Genomic DNA, 17094 nt, shown 5'->3' with positions numbered 1-17094 from the left:
TCTGTTATGGCAAGAGAGTTTTCTGCGTTAGGAATGATCGAAACAAAAGGATTAGTTGGAGCGATTGAAGCGGCTGATGCAATGGTAAAAGCAGCAGATGTGAAGTTGATTGGCAAAGTCCAAGTCGGTGGAGGATTGGTAACGGTCTTAGTAAGAGGAGATGTCGGCGCGGTAAAAGCGGCAACTGACGCTGGGGCTGCAGCAGCAGAAAAAGTAGGAGAACTAATTTCTGTTCATGTCATCCCTCGACCTCATGCTGATATTGAACTCCTTCTACCAAAAGCAGGAGAGTAGGGAAAAGATAAATGGCAGTAATTACCGAATCGCATTTAAGAACAGAAATGCTGAAAGGAACCTTGTCAAATCCCTATTTTGTTTCGAACAACCATCGGTTAACACCCGCTGCATATGATTTTTTGCGGGATCGGGGGATACGTGTAAAAAAACTAGATAATCATTTAATAGAACAAGGCGTTCAGAAACAAGCACTGAGTATTCCTGTAGGGGTTTCGAATCGGCATGTTCATTTATCGAGCGATCATGTGGAAGTATTGTTCGGAAAAGGTTATAAATTGACCCCATACCGATCGCTTTCACAGCCTGGTCAATTTGCTGCTGAGGAAACGGTGGTGCTTGTCGGGCCTAAAGGTTCCTTGTCAAGAGTAAGAGTTCTAGGCCCAGCGCGTGATCTTACACAAATAGAAATATCTCGTTCAGATGGCTTCATTGTCGGAATTCATCCTCCGGTTCGACTTTCGGGAGCAATTGATGGGACGCCTGGCATCACGATTGTTGGAAATGTTGGTTCTATTACCGTTTCGCAGGGGGTAATTATCGCTAAAAATCATGTTCATATGTCACCAAATGATGCTCGACAGTTCGAAGTAAAGGATGGGGATTGCTTGATTGTTCAAGCTACTACCGATCGACCAGTGATCTTCTCAGAGGTTGTCGTTCGAGTGAATGAGCGATTTTCCTTGGACTTTCATATTGATATTGACGAAGCGAATGCCGCAAATTTAAAAACAGGAGATTTGGTAAAAGTTATAGGGAAAAATGGAAAGTTATTTGGCTGAAATGTTTAGAGGTGATGAAATGGGTCACGATATCAACCGAGAAGCAGAATTAAGCAAATTGGTAGAAGCGATTGTACGTGATCTTTTAGCAAACGCTACAAAGGAAAAAAAAGAATGCAAGAAAGTTTTATTCATTTTTTGTGATAGTTCAGCGCATGAACGATATACAGATTCATTAATACAACTGAGAAACGAGGGAATAGATTACGATTTTTTGTTTTTAGACGGAGAAACGTCTGGATGGCTTGGTCTTCATAAAATTGAATCAACAAACGGTACAAAAGTATTAGCAGAGGATGAATTTGCTCCTGCCCCGTTAGAACTTCCAAAAGAATATGAGGCAATAGTAATTCCAGAAATTGACTTAGATAACATCGCAAGGATATCGCTTGGATTAAAAGGATCGATTAAAGCGGAAATTGTATTTGCTGCATTAGTCCTAGAAAAGTCCGTTATTATAGGCGAAGATGTTCCGGGAATCAAACGCTCGGACAGAAGAACATTAAAAAGGGTAGCGTTACCACCTGCTTATCAAAAACTTTTTATCCAATATAAGGAAGAATTAAAGAGAATGGGAATTACTTTTATAAAACAAGAGATGCTGCACGAAGCCGTTTTAGAAAAAATTAAAGGCATTTCAGTAGTATCGCGGTCTATAAATAAAGAAAAACATTTTCACGGCAATGTGTTAACTGCGGGATGGGTTGATTCACAATTGAAAAGAAACGATTTACTAATAATGAAAAAAACAGCATTAATTACCCCGAAAGCAAAGGATATGTTACTGGAAAAACAGATCGAGGTCAAATATGTATAGAGGTGATCCTCTTTGTTTCTTGGGCGAGTAATAGGAAGTGTCTGGGCCACTCAAAAAGAGTCAGGGATGGAAAACTTAAAACTTTTACTTGTTCAACCTATTCATGCTGACGGCACAGATGCAGGCGCACAAGTTATATGTGCAGATAGGATAGGAGCAGGTCAAGGAGAAACAGTCATTGTTTCACGCGGGAGTTCTGCTAGGGTGCTAATTAACAAAGACTCTCCTGTTGATGCAGTTATTGTGGGAATTGTAGATTCTTTTGAATATCGTCACTAGAGGGAGGGAAGGGATGGAAAAAAAAGAGCGTGTAATTCAGGAGTATGTGCCAGGAAAGCAATTGAACTTGGCTCATATCATTGCAAACCCTGATGAGTCGTTGTATACCCGTCTCGGGATAAATGATGCTGGAGCCATCGGGATTTTAACGGTTACCCCTACAGAGACAGCTATTATTGCTGCCGACATTGCTACGAAATCAGCAAATGTAGAAATAGGTTATTTAGATCGTTTCACAGGCTCTTTAGTGATTGTCGGGAGTGTTGCTAATGTGGAAACAGCCATTCAAAATATTAATGAATTTTTTGTTAAAACTTTAAAATTTTCAACTGCGGAGATTACACGATCATGAAGAAAGGAAAAGTACTAGTTATTGGCCCAATTGGATCAGGAAAATCGACGTTAATAAAAATATTACTCGGTATTAAGGAGCGACCTGTAACAAAAACGCAAGCTCTTGAGTATGCAAATTGGATTATCGATTCTCCAGGAGAGTACAGTCAAAACCCTATGTATTATCGAACTTTAATGGCAACAGCTTTGGAGGCGAAAGTATTACTAATTATTCAAGATTCTACACGAAAAGACGTTGTGTTACCACCAAATTTTGCATCTGGGTTCCCATTAGTACCTATTGGTGTAGTAACGAAAATTGATCATCCTAACGCAGATATACAAACAGCGACCCAGTTGTTAAGAACAATATTGCCTGTGGGAGAAATTTATTATACTTCTTCTGTGACATTTGCAGGGATAGAAGAACTGAAAAGGCGAATTTTGTCGTATCTTTAGTGAATATTGTCTAATAAGTTTTCTTTACTATATAGTGTATTAAATGAAAAAATAAAGATACGAAATTAATTGAAGGGGAGTTGAAAATTGTTGATAAATGTATCTGCGTTAGCATGTTTTTTAAGAAAAGAAGATGTCAACATTATCGAAGAAATGTCGAAATATTTGCCGTTGTTTGCTAATTTATCGCAAGCAGATGTGTTTATTGACTGCTTATTACCTGGGGGAGAGGAAGCTATTGTTGTCGCTGAGGCACATCCGACAACAGGTAAATCACTCTATATTGAACCTGTTGTAGGGAAAGTTGCTTATAAAGAAAATGAGCCGGGGGTGTTCTTTTGTTTTAAAACGGGGAAGCCTGTAATTGGATCGCGCGGAGTTTCCCAAGAAAATGTGATGATGCAACAAAACGTAATTCCTATCCGAAATGAATTAGGGCAAATCATAGGTGTATTAATTATGGAACAAGACATTACTGAAAAAATACAGCAAGAAAAAAATGTAGAAATATTAATGGAAACAACTGAGCAATTAAGCGAGACTCTTTATCATGTGGCTATGTCAGAATCTACAATTCCAGATCTCATGCATGAAGGATTGTTATTGTTTGATCGTGATTACTATATAACATTTGCCAATGATCGTGCAGAGGAAATGTTTGCAGACAGTGGTTCGTTAATTGGTCAGAAAATAGACTTTTTGCCGTTTGGTTTAATTATCAAGGAGGAGATAGAGTCAAAAAAAGGGGTGTTTTTTCATGAATTCGAATTAGGAAAACATTTTCTTCAGCTAAAAGCTGTTTCGATTCAGCGAAATAACCGTACAGTAGGGGGAGTACTACTTTTGCGAGATTTATCCGAATTAAAAGAAAAAGAAAAACAGTTAACGATCAAATCAGCTGTTATCCGCGAAATACACCATCGTGTGAAAAATAACCTACAAACTATAGCAAGCCTACTACGGCTACAAATGAGACGAATCGAATCTCACGAAGTGGAAAAAATTTTTCGTGAGATCATCAATCGGATTACGAGCATCTCCATTATCCATGAAGTTCTCTCCTTAGAGGGAACTGATATGATTGAATGTAAAGAAGTAATTGAACTTGTGTCGAACGCCATTATTTCTTCGATGAAACAATCAGAGCAGAAGATTAGTATTCAAGTTGATGGAAATTTGCTTTATTTACCTTCCCAAAAAGCGAGCTCCTTAGCTCTTGTTGTTAACGAGTTAGTACAAAATGCAATTAACCATGCGTTTGTCGACCGAGAAGAAGGAACGATACGAATTTATTTAAAAGAGCAAAACCAAATTGTAAGTATTATTTTAACGGATGATGGTGTAGGGTTTGATCATGAAAAAGCACAGCAAAGAGGTCATCTAGGATTGCAAATATGTAATACGTTAGTCTCCGAAGACTTAGAAGGAATTTTAGAATTTGAAAACAATTGCCTAGGCACGAAAATTATCATTACTTTTCCACTTCCGAAAGAGGGGATTATGGCATGAATAAATTAAAAATTATCGTTGTTGACGACGATCCAATCACACGAATGGACATAAAAGAAATGCTCATTCAAGCTGGCTACGAGGTAATGGGTGATGGGAAAAACGGGGAGGAAGCTATAGAATTAGCACACCGGTTTAGGCCGGATATTGTAATAATGGATATAAAAATGCCGAAACTAGATGGTATAAAGGCAGCTAATATTATCAGAAAATTCAAACACACTCCTGTTATTTTGTTAACGGCATATAGTCAACGTGAACTTATAAACGATGCGAAAGAAGCAGGAGTAGTTGGTTACTTAGTAAAGCCTGTTTCAGAGGAAGATTTAATTCCAGCTATCGAGATTGCGAGAAGTCAACAAGAGCAATTCCAATTATTAGAAAGAGATATTCAGATCTTAAAAAAATCTATAGAAGAGAGGAAAATTATTGAACAAGCAAAAGGAAAAATAATGACAAGATTTTCTTGTACGGAGGAAAAAGCTTATGAGTGGATGAGAAAAAAGAGCATGGAATACCGGATTTCAATGTTTAAATTAGCGGAAAAGATTCTTGAAAAATATGAGACTGTCACAAATAACTAAAGATTTTTTAGGATGTGAAACGATTGGAAGATCGCCCAATTATTAGTGTAGGAATAGATATTGGAACAAGTACAACTAAATTTATCGTTAGTCATTTAAAATATGCCAAAGTATCTAATCGTTTTTCTTTACCCCGTTATGAAATTGTTGAGCGAAAGATCGTATATGAAAGCCCGATGTACCCAACGCCACTAAGAGAAAAGCGTAACGAAATTAACTTGGAAGTTCTTAAAACGTGGCTAGAGGAACAATATGAAGAAGCAGGGATAAATGTATCAGACATAAAATCAGGTGCTGTAATTATAACTGGTGAAACTGCCACGAAAAAAAATGCACAAAATATAGTTCATTATTTGGCTGAAAAAGCGGGAGATTTCGTTGTCGCTGTCGCCGGTGCTAGTTTAGAAGGGGTGCTTGCTGGTAAAGGATCTGGTGCTTTTTCACGATCTCGAGAAGTAAGAGAGATAATTGCTAACATTGATATCGGTGGCGGAACTGCGAATGTAGCCATTTTTCATAGAGGGAAAGTATTAGGAACGATCACTTATCACGTCGGAGGAAGGTTGATTGAGTTAAATCGAGATGGAGAGATTACATTCATATCTCCGTCTATTGAGCCTTGGTTACGTTCAAAAAATTACCTATTATCTGTAAAACAAAAACTTGATTTTAGACATATCCAACAAATAGCTCGAGAAATGTGCAATGATATGTTAAATTCGCTCACAGGTCAGAAGCCAATTTCTGTAGATGATCCATTAATTCACAGTGCAAGCATGCAAATGATTCCTGACATTGATGAAGTAATGATCTCCGGAGGAATAGGTTTGTTGCTGGAAAAAGAAGCGCCGAAGACAATCAATGATGTTACAATCTACGGAGATGTTGGTCCGCTACTTGCGCATGAACTAATAACCCAACTTAAAAAGTTCCCATTTATAAAATTAAACAAAGCATTGCAAACATCTCGTGCAACAGTGATTGGAGCGGGAATGCAAAGTACAGAAATTAGCGGAGCCACTATATGTGTTACTTCGTCGCGTCTTCCTCTTCGCAATCTTCCTATTATGATACTTGAACTGAACAATGAACAACTAAGAAATAGAGAGTACATGTATAAGCAAATTACGGACTCACTGACTGAATGGAGCAACTATTTTCTAGAAGAACAAGAAACTCCCTTCGCAGTCCATATTCGCGGAATTGCGAGTTGCTCTTATGCAGAGTTAAAAGAATTGGCTCAGTCACTATTTTTTTGTTATAAACAATATTTTCCACACAACTCTTTTTTAGTAGTGATTTGTGAAAACGATATTGCGAAAGCGCTAGGACAATTGCTAATGCTTCAATCTAACAATAAAGTAGATATTATTTCAATCGATCAAATTACAGTAGAACAAGGGGATTACATTGATATAGGTGAAGTGATTAACCAAAGTGTGGTGCCTGTAATCGTTAAAACATTAGCTTTTATGAAAAACTAGGGAGGTGATTGGATGTGAAAACAAGTGTTAGATTGATGGGAAAAACATATCAATTTCAAAGTTTAAAAGAAATTATGGCAAAAGCGAATGAGGAGAAATCTGGGGATCAATTAGCAGGAATACATGCGCAAGATACACAAGAACGTATTGCGGCAAGACATGTTTTATCGGAGCTTACGTTGGCTGATATTCGTAACAATCCACTTCTACCACCGGAAGAAGATGAAGTGTCACGCGTGATCGAAGAAGGAGTAAATGAAAAAATTTATGCGTCGATCCGAAATTGGACGGTTGCAGAACTTCGTGAATATCTTTTATCGCCGAATGTAACTAACAATGAAATTTCCCATATTCGCAGAGGTTTGACAAGTGAAATGATTGCAGCTGTAACAAAGATTATGACAAACTTAGATTTAATTCAAGCCGCGTCCAAAATTACAGTGGAAACCCGTTGTAATACAACGATTGGACAAAAAGGCAGGCTGGCAGGTAGAGCACAACCAAACCATCCTAATGACTCTCTTCAAGGGATAAAAGCAGCTATTTTCGAAGCGCTTAGTTATGGGGTCGGAGATGCCGTTATTGGAATAAACCCTGTTATTGATACGGTAGAGAGTGTGAAAGCTATTTTAAACATGACAAAAGAGTTAATGGATAAATGGGACATCCCGACACAAAATTGCGTCTTAGCTCACGTCACAACGCAAATGAGAGCGATTAAGCAAGGAGGAACAGCGGATTTATTGTTTCAAAGTTTAGCAGGAACAGAACTTGGGAACAAGGCGTTTGGTATCAGCGTTGATTTATTAGACGAAGCGAACGAACTAATTCTCAAAGAAGGGACAGCAGCAGGGCCAAATGTATGGTATTTCGAAACAGGACAGGGATCGGAATTATCAGCAGATGCCCATCATGGGATCGATCAATTAACGCTAGAATCAAGATGTTATGGGTTAGCAAAACGTTATAACCCATTTATGGTAAATACCGTTGTTGGATTTATTGGACCGGAGTACTTATATAACAGTAAACAAGTGATTCGGGCAGGACTAGAAGATCACTTTATGGGGAAATTACATGGATTGCCTATGGGAGTGGACGTTTGTTATACCAATCATATGAAAGCCGATCAGAACGATATGGAAAATTTAGCAGTTTTGTTAGCGGCAGCAGGAGTCAATTTTTTAATTGGTGTAGCGATGGCAGATGATTGTATGTTGAATTACCAGTCTACGAGTTTTCATGATATCGCAACATTAAGAGAAGTCTTAAGTTTACGTCCGGCTCCTGAGTTTGAGAAATGGCTTGAAAAAATGGGCATTATGGAACATGGAAAGCTAACATCGATTGCCGGAGATCCTACGTTTTTCTTATAGACAACAGCATGGAGGGGGATGTGCATGAGTGAGGTAGATATCCAACGTATTGTTGAAAAAGTTTTGGTGGAGTTGCGGAATAGAATGGAAGAAAAGCAACAACTCGAGGAACAACATGAGAGAGAAGTTGAATCTGAAAACGAACAACTTTTTAGCTATGACGTAATGGACTGGGTCACAAATGTTCCAACCCCTAAATTTCCTAAGGGGATTGAAGAACTCAGAAAAGCAACGCCAGCCCGTATAGGAGTATGGAGAACAGGAACACGCCCTCTTACGAAAACCATTTTAAAATTACAGCTCGATCATGCGGCAGCAGTAGATGCGGTTAGCGGGGAAGTTTTAGATAGTTTACTTAAGGAATTTAATTTATTTACTGTTGAAACTTGCTATGAAAATAAAGAAGTTTATTTAAAAAGACCGGATAAGGGACGAATTCTTACAGAAGAGGCAGTGAAAACAATTAAGGAAAGATGTATAAAAAACCCTCAAGTACAAATTGTTGTTTCTGATGGATTAAGCGCGAGTGCGATTGAGGCTAATCTTAGAGATATTTATCCTTCATTGCTTGATTCATTAAAGGTTAATGGACTTACTCAAGGAACGCCGTTTTTTGTAAAAGGTGGAAGAGTAGCATGTATGGATCATATCGGCGAAATTTTGCAGCCGGAGGTACTTGTTCTTTTGATCGGAGAAAGACCAGGTCTTGTTTCTGCGAACTCAATGAGTGCTTATATGTGTTATAGGCCAAGAAAAGGGATTGTAGAGTCAGAGCGAACAGTAATTTCTAATATTCATTCAGGAGGCACCTCTCCTATTGAAGCAGGCGCACATATCGGAACAATTTTAAGGAAGATGATTGAGCAAAAAGCTAGCGGGGTGCATTTAGAACTTTAATAACAAACGGAGGATAGAGCGTATGGAGAATAAAACTCACCATTTACAAAAAGCATTAAAGCCGATTCATTTATGGGGGATTGCTGTAGGGATGGTAATCTCGGGGCAATATTTTGGTTGGAATTACGGATTTGAACAAGGAGGGACAATAGGGTTAGCTATTGCGTCGATCATTGTTACGATTTTCTATACTACATTCATATTTAGCTATTCAGAACTTTCTACGTCAATTCCACATGCTGGAGGACCGTCTGCCTATGCAAGGAAGGCGATGGGACCGTACATGGGGTTCATGACAGGGTTAGCTTGTTTATTGGAGTTTGTTTTCGCACCTCCTGCAATTGCTGTTGCAACGGGTGCTTACATTAATTTTTTAATTCCAAGTATTAATGCTGTGTATGCAACAGTGGCTGTATTTATATTTTTTATTTTAATTAACCTAATTGGGGTAAAGGGAGCAGCTGTTATTGAGCTTATTGCTACTATTTTAGCGTTAATTGGTTTAAGTATTTATTATGTAGCTGGATTACCACATATAAAGAGCGAAGCGATATTTAACGATATGTCCTTTTTAAATGGTTGGACGGGTGTGTTTGCTTCTATTCCTTTTGCTATTTGGTTTTTCCTTGCTATTGAAGGGGGAGCAATGGCAGCAGAAGAAGTACGTAACCCAAAAAAGGATATACCAAAAGGGTTCATTTCAGGTATCTTAACGTTAGCCGTTGCAACCGTCCTCACACTCCTTGTTACAGCGGGGCTAGGTGGAGGAGAAGGAAAACCAGCTGACTATCCGCTGCCACAAGCGCTTGCTAGCGTATACGGAGATAATCATATACTTCCTATCACGGTGGCCATTATTGGATTATTCGGATTGATCGCCAGCTTACATGGGATTATTATCGGATATTCTCGCCAAACGTTCGCATTGGCGAGGGCTGGGTATTTACCAAAATTCCTTTCTAACTTATCGAGAAGAGGAGTACCGCATTGGGGGTTAATTGTCCCAGGAATTATCGGAGTAATCAGCGCTGGTTCAGCGAGCTTTGCTAATGCCTTAATTATTCTATCTGTATTTGGTGCTATTACAATGTATTGTTTAAGCCTCTTATCACTATTTGTTTTACGAAAAAAAGAACCTCATATGGAACGACCTTTTAAAGTTAGCTATCCTGTCATTCCTGGTATTGCTCTTTTGCTTGGTGTCATCTCATTCTTTTGTGTATTAAAATATAGTGTGCTTACAACTAGCTTACCTCTTTTCGGAATAGAAATTCCACTGATTGTTGTTATTTTATTTGTATTTGGTGTTGGAAGTATCTACTATTTCTTGGTTGGAGTAAAAAATCTACGCCCGATTACTGAGGAATTTGTGTCGATTGAAGATATAACGTCTAGTCACAGTGATATTAGTTTGTGATTATTGGAAAAAAGACTGGTTTTAAGGCTATTCTACGTCTATAGACCAGTCTTTTTATGTGAAGAAGGGAAAATTAAAATATATCTCGTGTGAAAAATGCTCACTTCGTCCCCAGCGCTGGTTTGTCAACGTCGGTCACGCGGTGGCGATGACCGGCATCCCCTGACGTATAAAAATCGTAATAGTGAACGTGCACCCCGTTCCCGACCGGAATGACTGGTCCTGAATAGGCGCGATAATAATGAGTATGGCCGTCTTCGTACAATACGTAACCCCCGATATAATGAATATGACTTCCATCCTCCGTAGGAATCGGTGGGGATGTGACATCTAAACATTGATGGACATGCCCACCTTCAACGGATGTGTAATCGACCGATCCGTGATTATGATTTGGAACAAACCCGGAAACAAAATCGTCCTTTCCGGTTTTCTTCATTAAGAAGGTTTCCCCATTCGAGAAATATAGTCACATTACTATATGAAAGATCGAAACAAATGATGGTATCTCACAATTTTGTTGTATATTTTCCTCTTTTTGTTAAAAAATAAGGAAGACATTTTTAAGACGAGGGAGGAAGAAATGACAACAACGGAAAAACGACTACTACTCTTCTCGTTCCTTGCAATCGCTCTGTTTGTGTCGCCGTATTTCATTTTAGGCGAGAATGCGCATATGCGCGTGCACGATAACTTAGACTCCAATATTGCGTGGTACAAAGTGTTAGCAAAAAGCGGAGAGTTGTTCGGCCCTCTTCATGCGGTCATTCCGCAAATCATTAATGGATTGCCGAGAAATGCGTTCGGAACAGAGTTTAGCGGCATCGTTTGGCTTCATGCGCTTCTACCGTCCATTTACGCTTACGGAGCCAGCCAAGCGATAACGCGGGTATTTGCGTTTATCGGAATGTATTTATTATTGAAAAAACATGTCATTCAAGCATCGGAGTGGGTGTGGATCCGCATCGGAGTATCGCTCGCTTTTGCGTTAACCCCGTTTTGGCCATCCGGGATGTTGAGCACGCTCGGCATGCCGCTGGCGTTATGGGCGTTTTTAAACATTCGTGCCGGAGAGCGTTCATGGGTGAACTACGTTGCGCTGACGTTGTTGCCGTTCTATTCAAGTCTTGTGCTCGGCTTTTTCTTTTTTCTCAGCGCGATGGGCATATGGTGGCTTGTCGATGCCATTCGCCAAAAAAGATGGAATATCCGTTTTTTATTGGCGATTGTGTACATGACGTCGATCTATATCGTCATCGAGTATCGCCTTGTCCATTCGCTTTTATTTTCGGAAGAGCCGACGAGCCGCGATGAATATTTTCATGCTCGTTTATCGCTTTGGCGTGCCGTTCGGCTAACGTTTAAAAACTATATTCTCGGTCATACGCATGTGATGACCGTACACGGGCTTGTCATTTTGCCAGTGACGTTGCTGGCGCTGTATATCGTTTGGAAAAAGAAATGGTGGAGGCAAGAAAAAACATTTTTGTTTCTTCACGTTTTAAACTTCGCTCTTTCCACGTGGTATGCGTTCTGGTTTTATAAAGGCTGGCTTCCATTGACCGAGCGGTTTGACCTTCTCGACAAATTTAATTTCGCTCGCTACCACTTTTTGCGCCCGATGGTCATTTACGTCTTGTTTGCCCTTTCGTTAAAAATCATATGGAAGCAAGGAAAAACATGGCGAACCATCGACTTCATCGCACTGGCGGCGCAAATCATTGTATTGACAGCGTTTAACGAAGAAATCATCTATCGAAACAAACCGTCGTTTCAACAATTTTATGCGGAAAAACAATTTGCGGAAATTAAACGGTATATCGGGCTTCCGGTCGATACATACCGCGTCGCCAGCATCGGCATCCACCCTGCGATTGCCCAATATAACGGGTTTTATACGTTAGATACGTACAATAACTTTTATCCGCTTGCGTATAAACACCAATTTCGCCAAATCATTGCGCACGAACTGGCGAAAAATCCAACATTGCGCGAGTACTTTGATGAATGGGGCGGGCGTTGCTACATATTTGTCGACGAGCTTGGCAAGCATTATATGTTTAAAAAAGATTCAAAGAAAAAAATTAAGCATTTACAGCTCAACACAGATGTCTTCCGCGAAATGGGAGGGCGCTATATCTTTTCCACGATTCCGATTGAAAATGCGTCAAGCAATCAATTAAAACTTGAAAAAGTATTTCATTCGAAACAATCCGTATGGAACATTTACTTATATAAAGTGATACCTTAAGGAGGCAAACATCATGAATGAACCCGTTCTGACCATTGTCGTCCCATGTTATAACGAACAAGAAGTGCTCCCCGAAACGATTCGGCAGTTGCGCCAACTGCGCGAACAGCTCATTGCACAACAGCTCATATCGGGACGAAGCGCCCTGTTGTTTGTCGATGACGGAAGCCGCGATGCGACGTGGACGATCATTTATAAAGCCAGTTTGCGCTACCCGGAAGTCAAAGGAGTAAAACTCGCCCGCAATGCCGGTCACCAAAACGCCTTGTTAGCCGGGATTTTTTCCGCGAAAACGCGTTCAGATTGCATCGTTTCCATTGATGCCGATTTGCAAGACGATCTGTCGGTTATTCGTGAATTTGTGAAAAAATTTCACGAAGGATACGAAATTGTGTACGGAGTACGGAACAGAAGAGATACGGACCCATTTTTTAAGCGCCACACTGCTCAAGGATTTTACAAATTAATGAAAGTGATGGGCGTTCATCTCGTCTACAACCATGCCGATTACCGCCTCATGAGCAGGCGCGCGGTGGAAGAGTTGGAACGGTTTGAGGAAGCGAATTTGTTTTTGCGCGGCATCGTCCCATTGCTCGGATTCCGTTCGACGACTGTTTCCTATGACCGAAAAGAACGGTTAGCCGGCGAAACAAAATATCCGCTCAAAAAAATGGTCGCTTTTGCACTTGATGGCATTACCTCTTTCAGTATTACGCCCATTCGGCTTATTTCGCTTGTTGGCTTTCTCTCTTTTTTTGTCAGCATACTATTCGGGGCGTATTTTCTCTTTTTAAAATTTACTGGTCATGCGCAAACAGGCTGGACATCGCTCATTACTTCCATTTGGCTGTTAGGCGGTTTGCAGCTGATCGCCTTCGGTTTAATAGGAGAATATATCGGAAAAATTTACAAAGAAACAAAACGGCGGCCACGCTATATTATTGATTTAGATTTATTTAACTTGCCTATCCCAGTTTCGTTTTTTGGCGAAGAAGTGAAAATGACAGATCAAAAGAAGCGAGTGTAACGATTTTTCGCTTGCATTCTTTTTCAAGAAGGGGTAGACTGTGCTTGTAAATAATATGTAAGCGGGAGCCTGTGGAATCAGGCTGAGAGTACGGCTAATCCGCCGTTGACCGTTTGAACCTGTTGGGTAATGCCAGCGCAGGGAAAGTGGAAAAAGAAAAAGGTGCACTTTGCCTATTGCGCAAAGTGCCTTTTTATTTACAAGCACATAAATAAGGGAGAGGATGAAGAGGATGGACATGCAACGTGTCGCAGAACTGCTAGACAAGGTGCGAAAGGCGAATCCGCTCGTCCACAACATTACCAACGTCGTAGTGACGAATTTTACGGCCAACGGCTTGCTTGCGTTAGGTGCTTCGCCGGTTATGGCCTATGCGAAAGAAGAAGTGGCGGATATGGCCAAAATAGCGGGAGCGCTTGTGTTAAATATTGGCACATTAAACGAAACGGAAATCGAAGCGATGCTCATTGCCGGAAAGTCAGCAAACGAACACGGAGTTCCGGTTATTTTTGATCCGGTTGGAGCTGGTGCGACATGTTATCGGACTGAAACCGCGCGAAAAATCATCCGCGAATTAAACGTTTCAATCATTCGTGGCAACGCGGCAGAAATCGCGAACGTCATTGGAGAACATTGGACGATTAAAGGCGTCGATGCAGGGGAAGGAAACGGAGATGTAGTAGCATTAGCAAAAAAAGCGGCGCAACAACTTGGAACGGTCGTGGCGATTACCGGCAAAGACGATGTCGTCACGAACGGAAGCACAACTTATATCATTCACAACGGCCATCCGCTTTTAACGAAAGTAACGGGAACGGGATGCCTTGTCACATCCGTCATCGGGGCGTTTGCCGCGGTCGAAAAAAACTTTGTACACGCAGCAACATCCGCGCTTATAAGCTACGGAGTGGCAGCGGAAATGGCGGCGAACGAAGTGGGAGAACAGGGGCCTGGAAGCTTTCAAATCGCCTTTTTAAATCAGCTCGCGAAAATCGGAACAGATGACATTGTTCGCTACGGTTCTATGGAAAATATCGAATAAAAGGAAGTGGAAAGATGAACGTGTATAAAGCGTTGACCATTGCCGGATCTGATAGCGGTGGAGGAGCCGGCATTCAGGCAGATTTAAAAACGTTTCAAGAATTGCAAGTGTTTGGAATGTCCGCGATCACAGCGGTGACAGCGCAAAATACGCTTGGCGTGCAAGGAGTGTATCCGCTTCCAGTGGAAGCGATTGAAAAGCAAATTGAATCTGTCGGAACGGATTTAGGAGCGGACGCCGTCAAAACAGGAATGTTGTTCAGCGCCGACATTATTCAAGCCGTTGCAAACAAAGTGAAACAGTTTGGCTGGAGCCGGCTCGTCGTCGACCCGGTGATGATCGCGAAAGGCGGCGCACCGCTTTTACAAGAAGAAGCCGTTCAAGCGTTAAAAACGTATTTGCTTCCGCTGGCGATGGTTGTCACACCGAATATTCCAGAAGCAGAAGTGTTGACAGGTATGACGATCCACACGTTAAACGACCGTCGTGAAGCAGCGAAACGCCTCCATGACCTTGGTGTTCAATATGTAGTCATCAAAGGTGGCCATGACGATGATGGAGAAGAAGCGGTTGATTTGTTGTATGACGGTGATGAATTTTCGTATTTTACAAGCAAGCGAATTGAAACAAAGCATACGCACGGAACAGGCTGCACGTTTGCCGCGGCGGTGACAGCCGAACTTGCAAAAGGCCGCACCGTCAAAGAAGCTGTTGAAACAGCGAAAGCATTTATTCAAGCCGCGATCGAAGAGGAATTAGGCATTGGTCACGGGCACGGACCGACGAACCATTGGGCGTATCGCAGGAAATTTTTTGAATAGGTGATGGACAGTGGCACGAATTTCAACGAAACAGCTGCAAGAAAAGTTGCGTGTATATTTTATTATGGGAAGCAATAATTGCCAAAAAGATCCTTTTGCTGTGCTGACAGAAGCGATCGAAGGCGGCATTACTCTTTTTCAATTTCGCGAAAAAGGACAAGGGGCTTTGTCGGGAAAAGAAAAATACGACTTCGCAAAAGAACTGCAAGCAATTTGTCGAAAGCACCGCATTCCGTTTATCGTCAATGATGACGTCGAATTAGCGCTTGAACTTGATGCGGACGGTGTACATATCGGGCAAGAGGATGAGCGAGCAGATCTTGTGCGCAAAAAAATCGGCGATAAAATTCTTGGCGTTTCTGCCCACAACCTTGAAGAAGCGAGACGCGCGATCAAGCAGGGGGCAGACTACCTTGGCGTCGGCCCGATTTTTCCAACTAGCACGAAAGAAGATGCAAAAGAAGCGCAAGGGGTGGCGGTACTTCGCACATTGCGAGAACATGGCCTTTCGATTCCAATCGTTGGAATTGGCGGCATCACTCCGCATAATACGAAAGAAGTCATCGTTGCCGGAGCTGACGGAGTTTCAGTCATTAGCGCCATCAGCTTAGCCGCTTCTCCTAGAGAAAATGCGCGGATGCTTGCAAAAGCCGTTCGTGAAGCATTGAATAAGGATGTCTGACGAACGATCAACAAGAAAAAATGGCTCCTTACGTTCGTCTATGATATAATGATAAGGGAAATAGACGATAAAACGAACGTATGGAGTGAATGATATGAACATCGGATTTGGCGAAATTGCACTGATCGTGTTTTTTGCCCTTTTGATTTTTGGACCGAAAAAATTGCCTGAACTTGGACAGGCTGCGGGAAAAACGCTTCGCGAATTTAAAAATGCCACAAAAGGAATTATTGACGACGAAGAACAAAAAACGAAAAAACAAGATTAATCAACTGCTTGGTATCGTGCCAAGCTGTTTTTTTATGGACGAAGGCAGACAAGTCCTGTTCAACTCTCCATATATTAGTATAAAGCGAAAAAAATCGAGGTGGCCATCATGGTAAAAAAAGCCGCGGCAATCGGAGTGGGGAGTTTTTTGTTAGCTATAGGCATTAACGTTTTTTTAGTGCCGCATCATTTATTAGATGGAGGAATCATTGGTATTGGTCTTATTGTTAAATACATATGGAACATTAAAGTAGGCGCCACAATCATTTGCTTAAGCGTGCCGCTTTATATCATTGCGTGGTTTTATTACCGCCCATTTTTTTACAACAGTTTGCATGGGTTGTTGTTTTCATCGTTGATGATTGATATTGGTTCTGTGCTTCGCGGCATTGTCAAATTAGATTCGCTCACGAGTTCGATTATCGGAGGAATGTTCGTCGGTGCAGGCATCGGTATCATGTTACGCGAAGATACGAGCACAGGCGGAACAGACTTACTCGCTCAATTTATTGCGAAGCTTACCAATTGGAATGTTGGGATTATCATTTTTGTGATTGATATGGTGGTCATCGCGATCGGGAGTCAAGTTGTTCCAACTGCATCCTTTGTTCATTCTCTCATCGTTGTCACCGTCGTCGGAACGGTCACCACGATGTTGACCTATATGAATCATGAAAAAAAGGATTTACGGATATGAATCGTGAATCCTTTATGATGCTTATGAGTCATTTGTACAAGCTTTTTCGACAGCCACAACACGAATTCTAGTTCAA

At 41.1% G+C, this 17094-nt stretch carries 20 protein-coding genes and 1 riboswitch; of the genes, 19 read left to right on the top strand and 1 reads right to left on the bottom strand.

Annotated features, from left to right (window positions below; translation table 11 throughout):
- The first annotated feature begins 6 nt into the window (after nucleotides 1-6).
- The 12 genes from HNQ34_RS00805 (at nucleotide 7) to eat (ending at nucleotide 10231) form a co-directional block, all read left to right on the top strand.
- Nucleotides 7-294, top strand: a complete 288-nt coding sequence (locus HNQ34_RS00805) for a BMC domain-containing protein (RefSeq protein ID WP_183250874.1) — start codon at nucleotides 7-9, stop codon at nucleotides 292-294.
- Nucleotides 295-305: 11 nt separating this feature from the next.
- Nucleotides 306-1076 (top strand): phosphate propanoyltransferase, encoded by a 771-nt coding sequence (pduL, locus tag HNQ34_RS00800; protein ID WP_183250873.1) that lies wholly within the window; start codon nucleotides 306-308, stop codon nucleotides 1074-1076.
- Between the two features lies 1 nt (nucleotide 1077).
- On the top strand, nucleotides 1078-1893 hold the full coding sequence (locus tag HNQ34_RS00795) for a hypothetical protein (RefSeq protein WP_246363708.1): 816 nt from the start codon (nucleotides 1078-1080) through the stop codon (nucleotides 1891-1893).
- A 12-nt stretch (nucleotides 1894-1905) separates the two neighbouring features.
- On the top strand, nucleotides 1906-2172 hold the full coding sequence (locus HNQ34_RS00790; protein ID WP_183250872.1) for a EutN/CcmL family microcompartment protein: 267 nt from the start codon (nucleotides 1906-1908) through the stop codon (nucleotides 2170-2172).
- Between the two features lie 13 nt (nucleotides 2173-2185).
- Nucleotides 2186-2524 carry an ethanolamine utilization microcompartment protein EutS gene (eutS, locus tag HNQ34_RS00785; protein ID WP_183250871.1) on the top strand — a complete coding sequence of 113 codons (339 nt, stop codon included), beginning with the start codon at nucleotides 2186-2188 and terminating at the stop codon, nucleotides 2522-2524.
- On the top strand, nucleotides 2521-2964 hold the full coding sequence (locus HNQ34_RS00780; RefSeq protein ID WP_183250870.1) for a EutP/PduV family microcompartment system protein: 444 nt from the start codon (nucleotides 2521-2523) through the stop codon (nucleotides 2962-2964). Before eutS ends, HNQ34_RS00780 begins: the two co-directional genes overlap by 4 nt.
- 87 nt (nucleotides 2965-3051) lie before the next feature.
- Nucleotides 3052-4473: a sensor histidine kinase gene (locus HNQ34_RS00775; RefSeq protein WP_183250869.1), complete on the top strand. Its 1422-nt coding sequence runs from the start codon at nucleotides 3052-3054 to the stop codon at nucleotides 4471-4473.
- Nucleotides 4470-5057, top strand: coding sequence for an ANTAR domain-containing response regulator (locus tag HNQ34_RS00770; protein WP_183250868.1), 588 nt, complete (start codon nucleotides 4470-4472; stop codon nucleotides 5055-5057). The genes HNQ34_RS00775 and HNQ34_RS00770 overlap by 4 nt, the downstream gene beginning before the upstream one ends.
- Before the next feature lie 23 nt (nucleotides 5058-5080).
- The gene (locus tag HNQ34_RS00765; protein WP_183250867.1) at nucleotides 5081-6541 is read left to right on the top strand and encodes an ethanolamine ammonia-lyase reactivating factor EutA; all 1461 of its coding nucleotides are present in this window, start codon (nucleotides 5081-5083) and stop codon (nucleotides 6539-6541) included.
- A gap of 35 nt (nucleotides 6542-6576) precedes the next feature.
- Nucleotides 6577-7917, top strand: coding sequence for an ethanolamine ammonia-lyase subunit EutB (locus HNQ34_RS00760; protein ID WP_183251282.1), 1341 nt, complete (start codon nucleotides 6577-6579; stop codon nucleotides 7915-7917).
- Between the two features lie 24 nt (nucleotides 7918-7941).
- Entirely contained in the window at nucleotides 7942-8814 is an 873-nt protein-coding gene (eutC, locus tag HNQ34_RS00755; RefSeq protein ID WP_183250866.1) for an ethanolamine ammonia-lyase subunit EutC, read from the top strand.
- 22 nt (nucleotides 8815-8836) lie between these two features.
- A complete protein-coding gene (gene eat / locus HNQ34_RS00750) occupies nucleotides 8837-10231 on the top strand; it encodes an ethanolamine permease (protein WP_183250865.1) in 1395 nt (464 codons plus the stop codon).
- Between the two features lie 100 nt (nucleotides 10232-10331).
- On the opposite strand, the gene HNQ34_RS00745 is transcribed toward eat, so the two are convergent.
- Nucleotides 10332-10670, bottom strand: coding sequence for a YmaF family protein (locus tag HNQ34_RS00745; RefSeq protein WP_183250864.1), 339 nt, complete (start codon nucleotides 10668-10670; stop codon nucleotides 10332-10334).
- Nucleotides 10671-10814: 144 nt separating this feature from the next.
- On the opposite strand from HNQ34_RS00745, the gene HNQ34_RS00740 reads away from it, so the two are divergent.
- The 7 genes from HNQ34_RS00740 (at nucleotide 10815) to HNQ34_RS00710 (ending at nucleotide 17018) form a co-directional block, all read left to right on the top strand.
- Nucleotides 10815-12482 (top strand): DUF6044 family protein, encoded by a 1668-nt coding sequence (locus tag HNQ34_RS00740; protein ID WP_183250863.1) that lies wholly within the window; start codon nucleotides 10815-10817, stop codon nucleotides 12480-12482.
- A 13-nt stretch (nucleotides 12483-12495) separates the two neighbouring features.
- Entirely contained in the window at nucleotides 12496-13509 is a 1014-nt protein-coding gene (locus HNQ34_RS00735; RefSeq protein ID WP_183250862.1) for a glycosyltransferase family 2 protein, read from the top strand.
- A 51-nt stretch (nucleotides 13510-13560) separates the two neighbouring features.
- A riboswitch (TPP riboswitch) is annotated at nucleotides 13561-13670 on the top strand.
- Between the two features lie 71 nt (nucleotides 13671-13741).
- On the top strand, nucleotides 13742-14551 hold the full coding sequence (gene thiM, locus HNQ34_RS00730; protein ID WP_183250861.1) for a hydroxyethylthiazole kinase: 810 nt from the start codon (nucleotides 13742-13744) through the stop codon (nucleotides 14549-14551).
- A 14-nt stretch (nucleotides 14552-14565) separates the two neighbouring features.
- On the top strand, nucleotides 14566-15372 hold the full coding sequence (thiD, locus tag HNQ34_RS00725) for a bifunctional hydroxymethylpyrimidine kinase/phosphomethylpyrimidine kinase (RefSeq protein ID WP_183250860.1): 807 nt from the start codon (nucleotides 14566-14568) through the stop codon (nucleotides 15370-15372).
- 10 nt (nucleotides 15373-15382) lie between these two features.
- A complete protein-coding gene (gene thiE / locus HNQ34_RS00720) occupies nucleotides 15383-16054 on the top strand; it encodes a thiamine phosphate synthase (RefSeq protein WP_183250859.1) in 672 nt (223 codons plus the stop codon).
- A 94-nt stretch (nucleotides 16055-16148) separates the two neighbouring features.
- Nucleotides 16149-16322 (top strand): twin-arginine translocase TatA/TatE family subunit, encoded by a 174-nt coding sequence (locus tag HNQ34_RS00715; protein WP_183250858.1) that lies wholly within the window; start codon nucleotides 16149-16151, stop codon nucleotides 16320-16322.
- A 108-nt stretch (nucleotides 16323-16430) separates the two neighbouring features.
- The gene (locus tag HNQ34_RS00710; protein ID WP_183250857.1) at nucleotides 16431-17018 is read left to right on the top strand and encodes a YitT family protein; all 588 of its coding nucleotides are present in this window, start codon (nucleotides 16431-16433) and stop codon (nucleotides 17016-17018) included.
- Nucleotides 17019-17094: the final 76 nt, after the last annotated feature.

Origin of the sequence: Anoxybacteroides tepidamans (assembly GCF_014201465.1) — a bacterium.
GTDB lineage: Bacteria > Bacillota > Bacilli > Bacillales > Anoxybacillaceae > Anoxybacteroides > Anoxybacteroides tepidamans.
Note: the sequence above shows the minus strand (reverse complement) of the source record. Positions and strands in the feature narration are given on the sequence as shown.

Excerpts from the sequence above, each read along its gene's own strand:
- HNQ34_RS00805 (WP_183250874.1), top strand. The coding sequence starts at position 7 with ATGGCAAGAGAGTTTTCTGCGTTAGGAATGATCGAAACAAAAGGATTA.
- pduL (WP_183250873.1), top strand. The coding sequence starts at position 306 with ATGGCAGTAATTACCGAATCGCATTTAAGAACAGAAATGCTGAAAGGA.
- HNQ34_RS00795 (WP_246363708.1), top strand. The coding sequence starts at position 1,078 with ATGTTTAGAGGTGATGAAATGGGTCACGATATCAACCGAGAAGCAGAA.
- eutS (WP_183250871.1), top strand. The coding sequence starts at position 2,186 with ATGGAAAAAAAAGAGCGTGTAATTCAGGAGTATGTGCCAGGAAAGCAA.
- HNQ34_RS00780 (WP_183250870.1), top strand. The coding sequence starts at position 2,521 with ATGAAGAAAGGAAAAGTACTAGTTATTGGCCCAATTGGATCAGGAAAA.
- HNQ34_RS00770 (WP_183250868.1), top strand. The coding sequence starts at position 4,470 with ATGAATAAATTAAAAATTATCGTTGTTGACGACGATCCAATCACACGA.
- HNQ34_RS00760 (WP_183251282.1), top strand. The coding sequence starts at position 6,577 with ATGGGAAAAACATATCAATTTCAAAGTTTAAAAGAAATTATGGCAAAA.
- eutC (WP_183250866.1), top strand. The coding sequence starts at position 7,942 with ATGAGTGAGGTAGATATCCAACGTATTGTTGAAAAAGTTTTGGTGGAG.
- eat (WP_183250865.1), top strand. The coding sequence starts at position 8,837 with ATGGAGAATAAAACTCACCATTTACAAAAAGCATTAAAGCCGATTCAT.
- HNQ34_RS00745 (WP_183250864.1), bottom strand. The coding sequence starts at position 10,670 with ATGAAGAAAACCGGAAAGGACGATTTTGTTTCCGGGTTTGTTCCAAAT.
- HNQ34_RS00740 (WP_183250863.1), top strand. The coding sequence starts at position 10,815 with ATGACAACAACGGAAAAACGACTACTACTCTTCTCGTTCCTTGCAATC.
- HNQ34_RS00735 (WP_183250862.1), top strand. The coding sequence starts at position 12,496 with ATGAATGAACCCGTTCTGACCATTGTCGTCCCATGTTATAACGAACAA.
- thiM (WP_183250861.1), top strand. The coding sequence starts at position 13,742 with ATGGACATGCAACGTGTCGCAGAACTGCTAGACAAGGTGCGAAAGGCG.
- thiD (WP_183250860.1), top strand. The coding sequence starts at position 14,566 with ATGAACGTGTATAAAGCGTTGACCATTGCCGGATCTGATAGCGGTGGA.
- HNQ34_RS00715 (WP_183250858.1), top strand. The coding sequence starts at position 16,149 with ATGAACATCGGATTTGGCGAAATTGCACTGATCGTGTTTTTTGCCCTT.
- HNQ34_RS00710 (WP_183250857.1), top strand. The coding sequence starts at position 16,431 with ATGGTAAAAAAAGCCGCGGCAATCGGAGTGGGGAGTTTTTTGTTAGCT.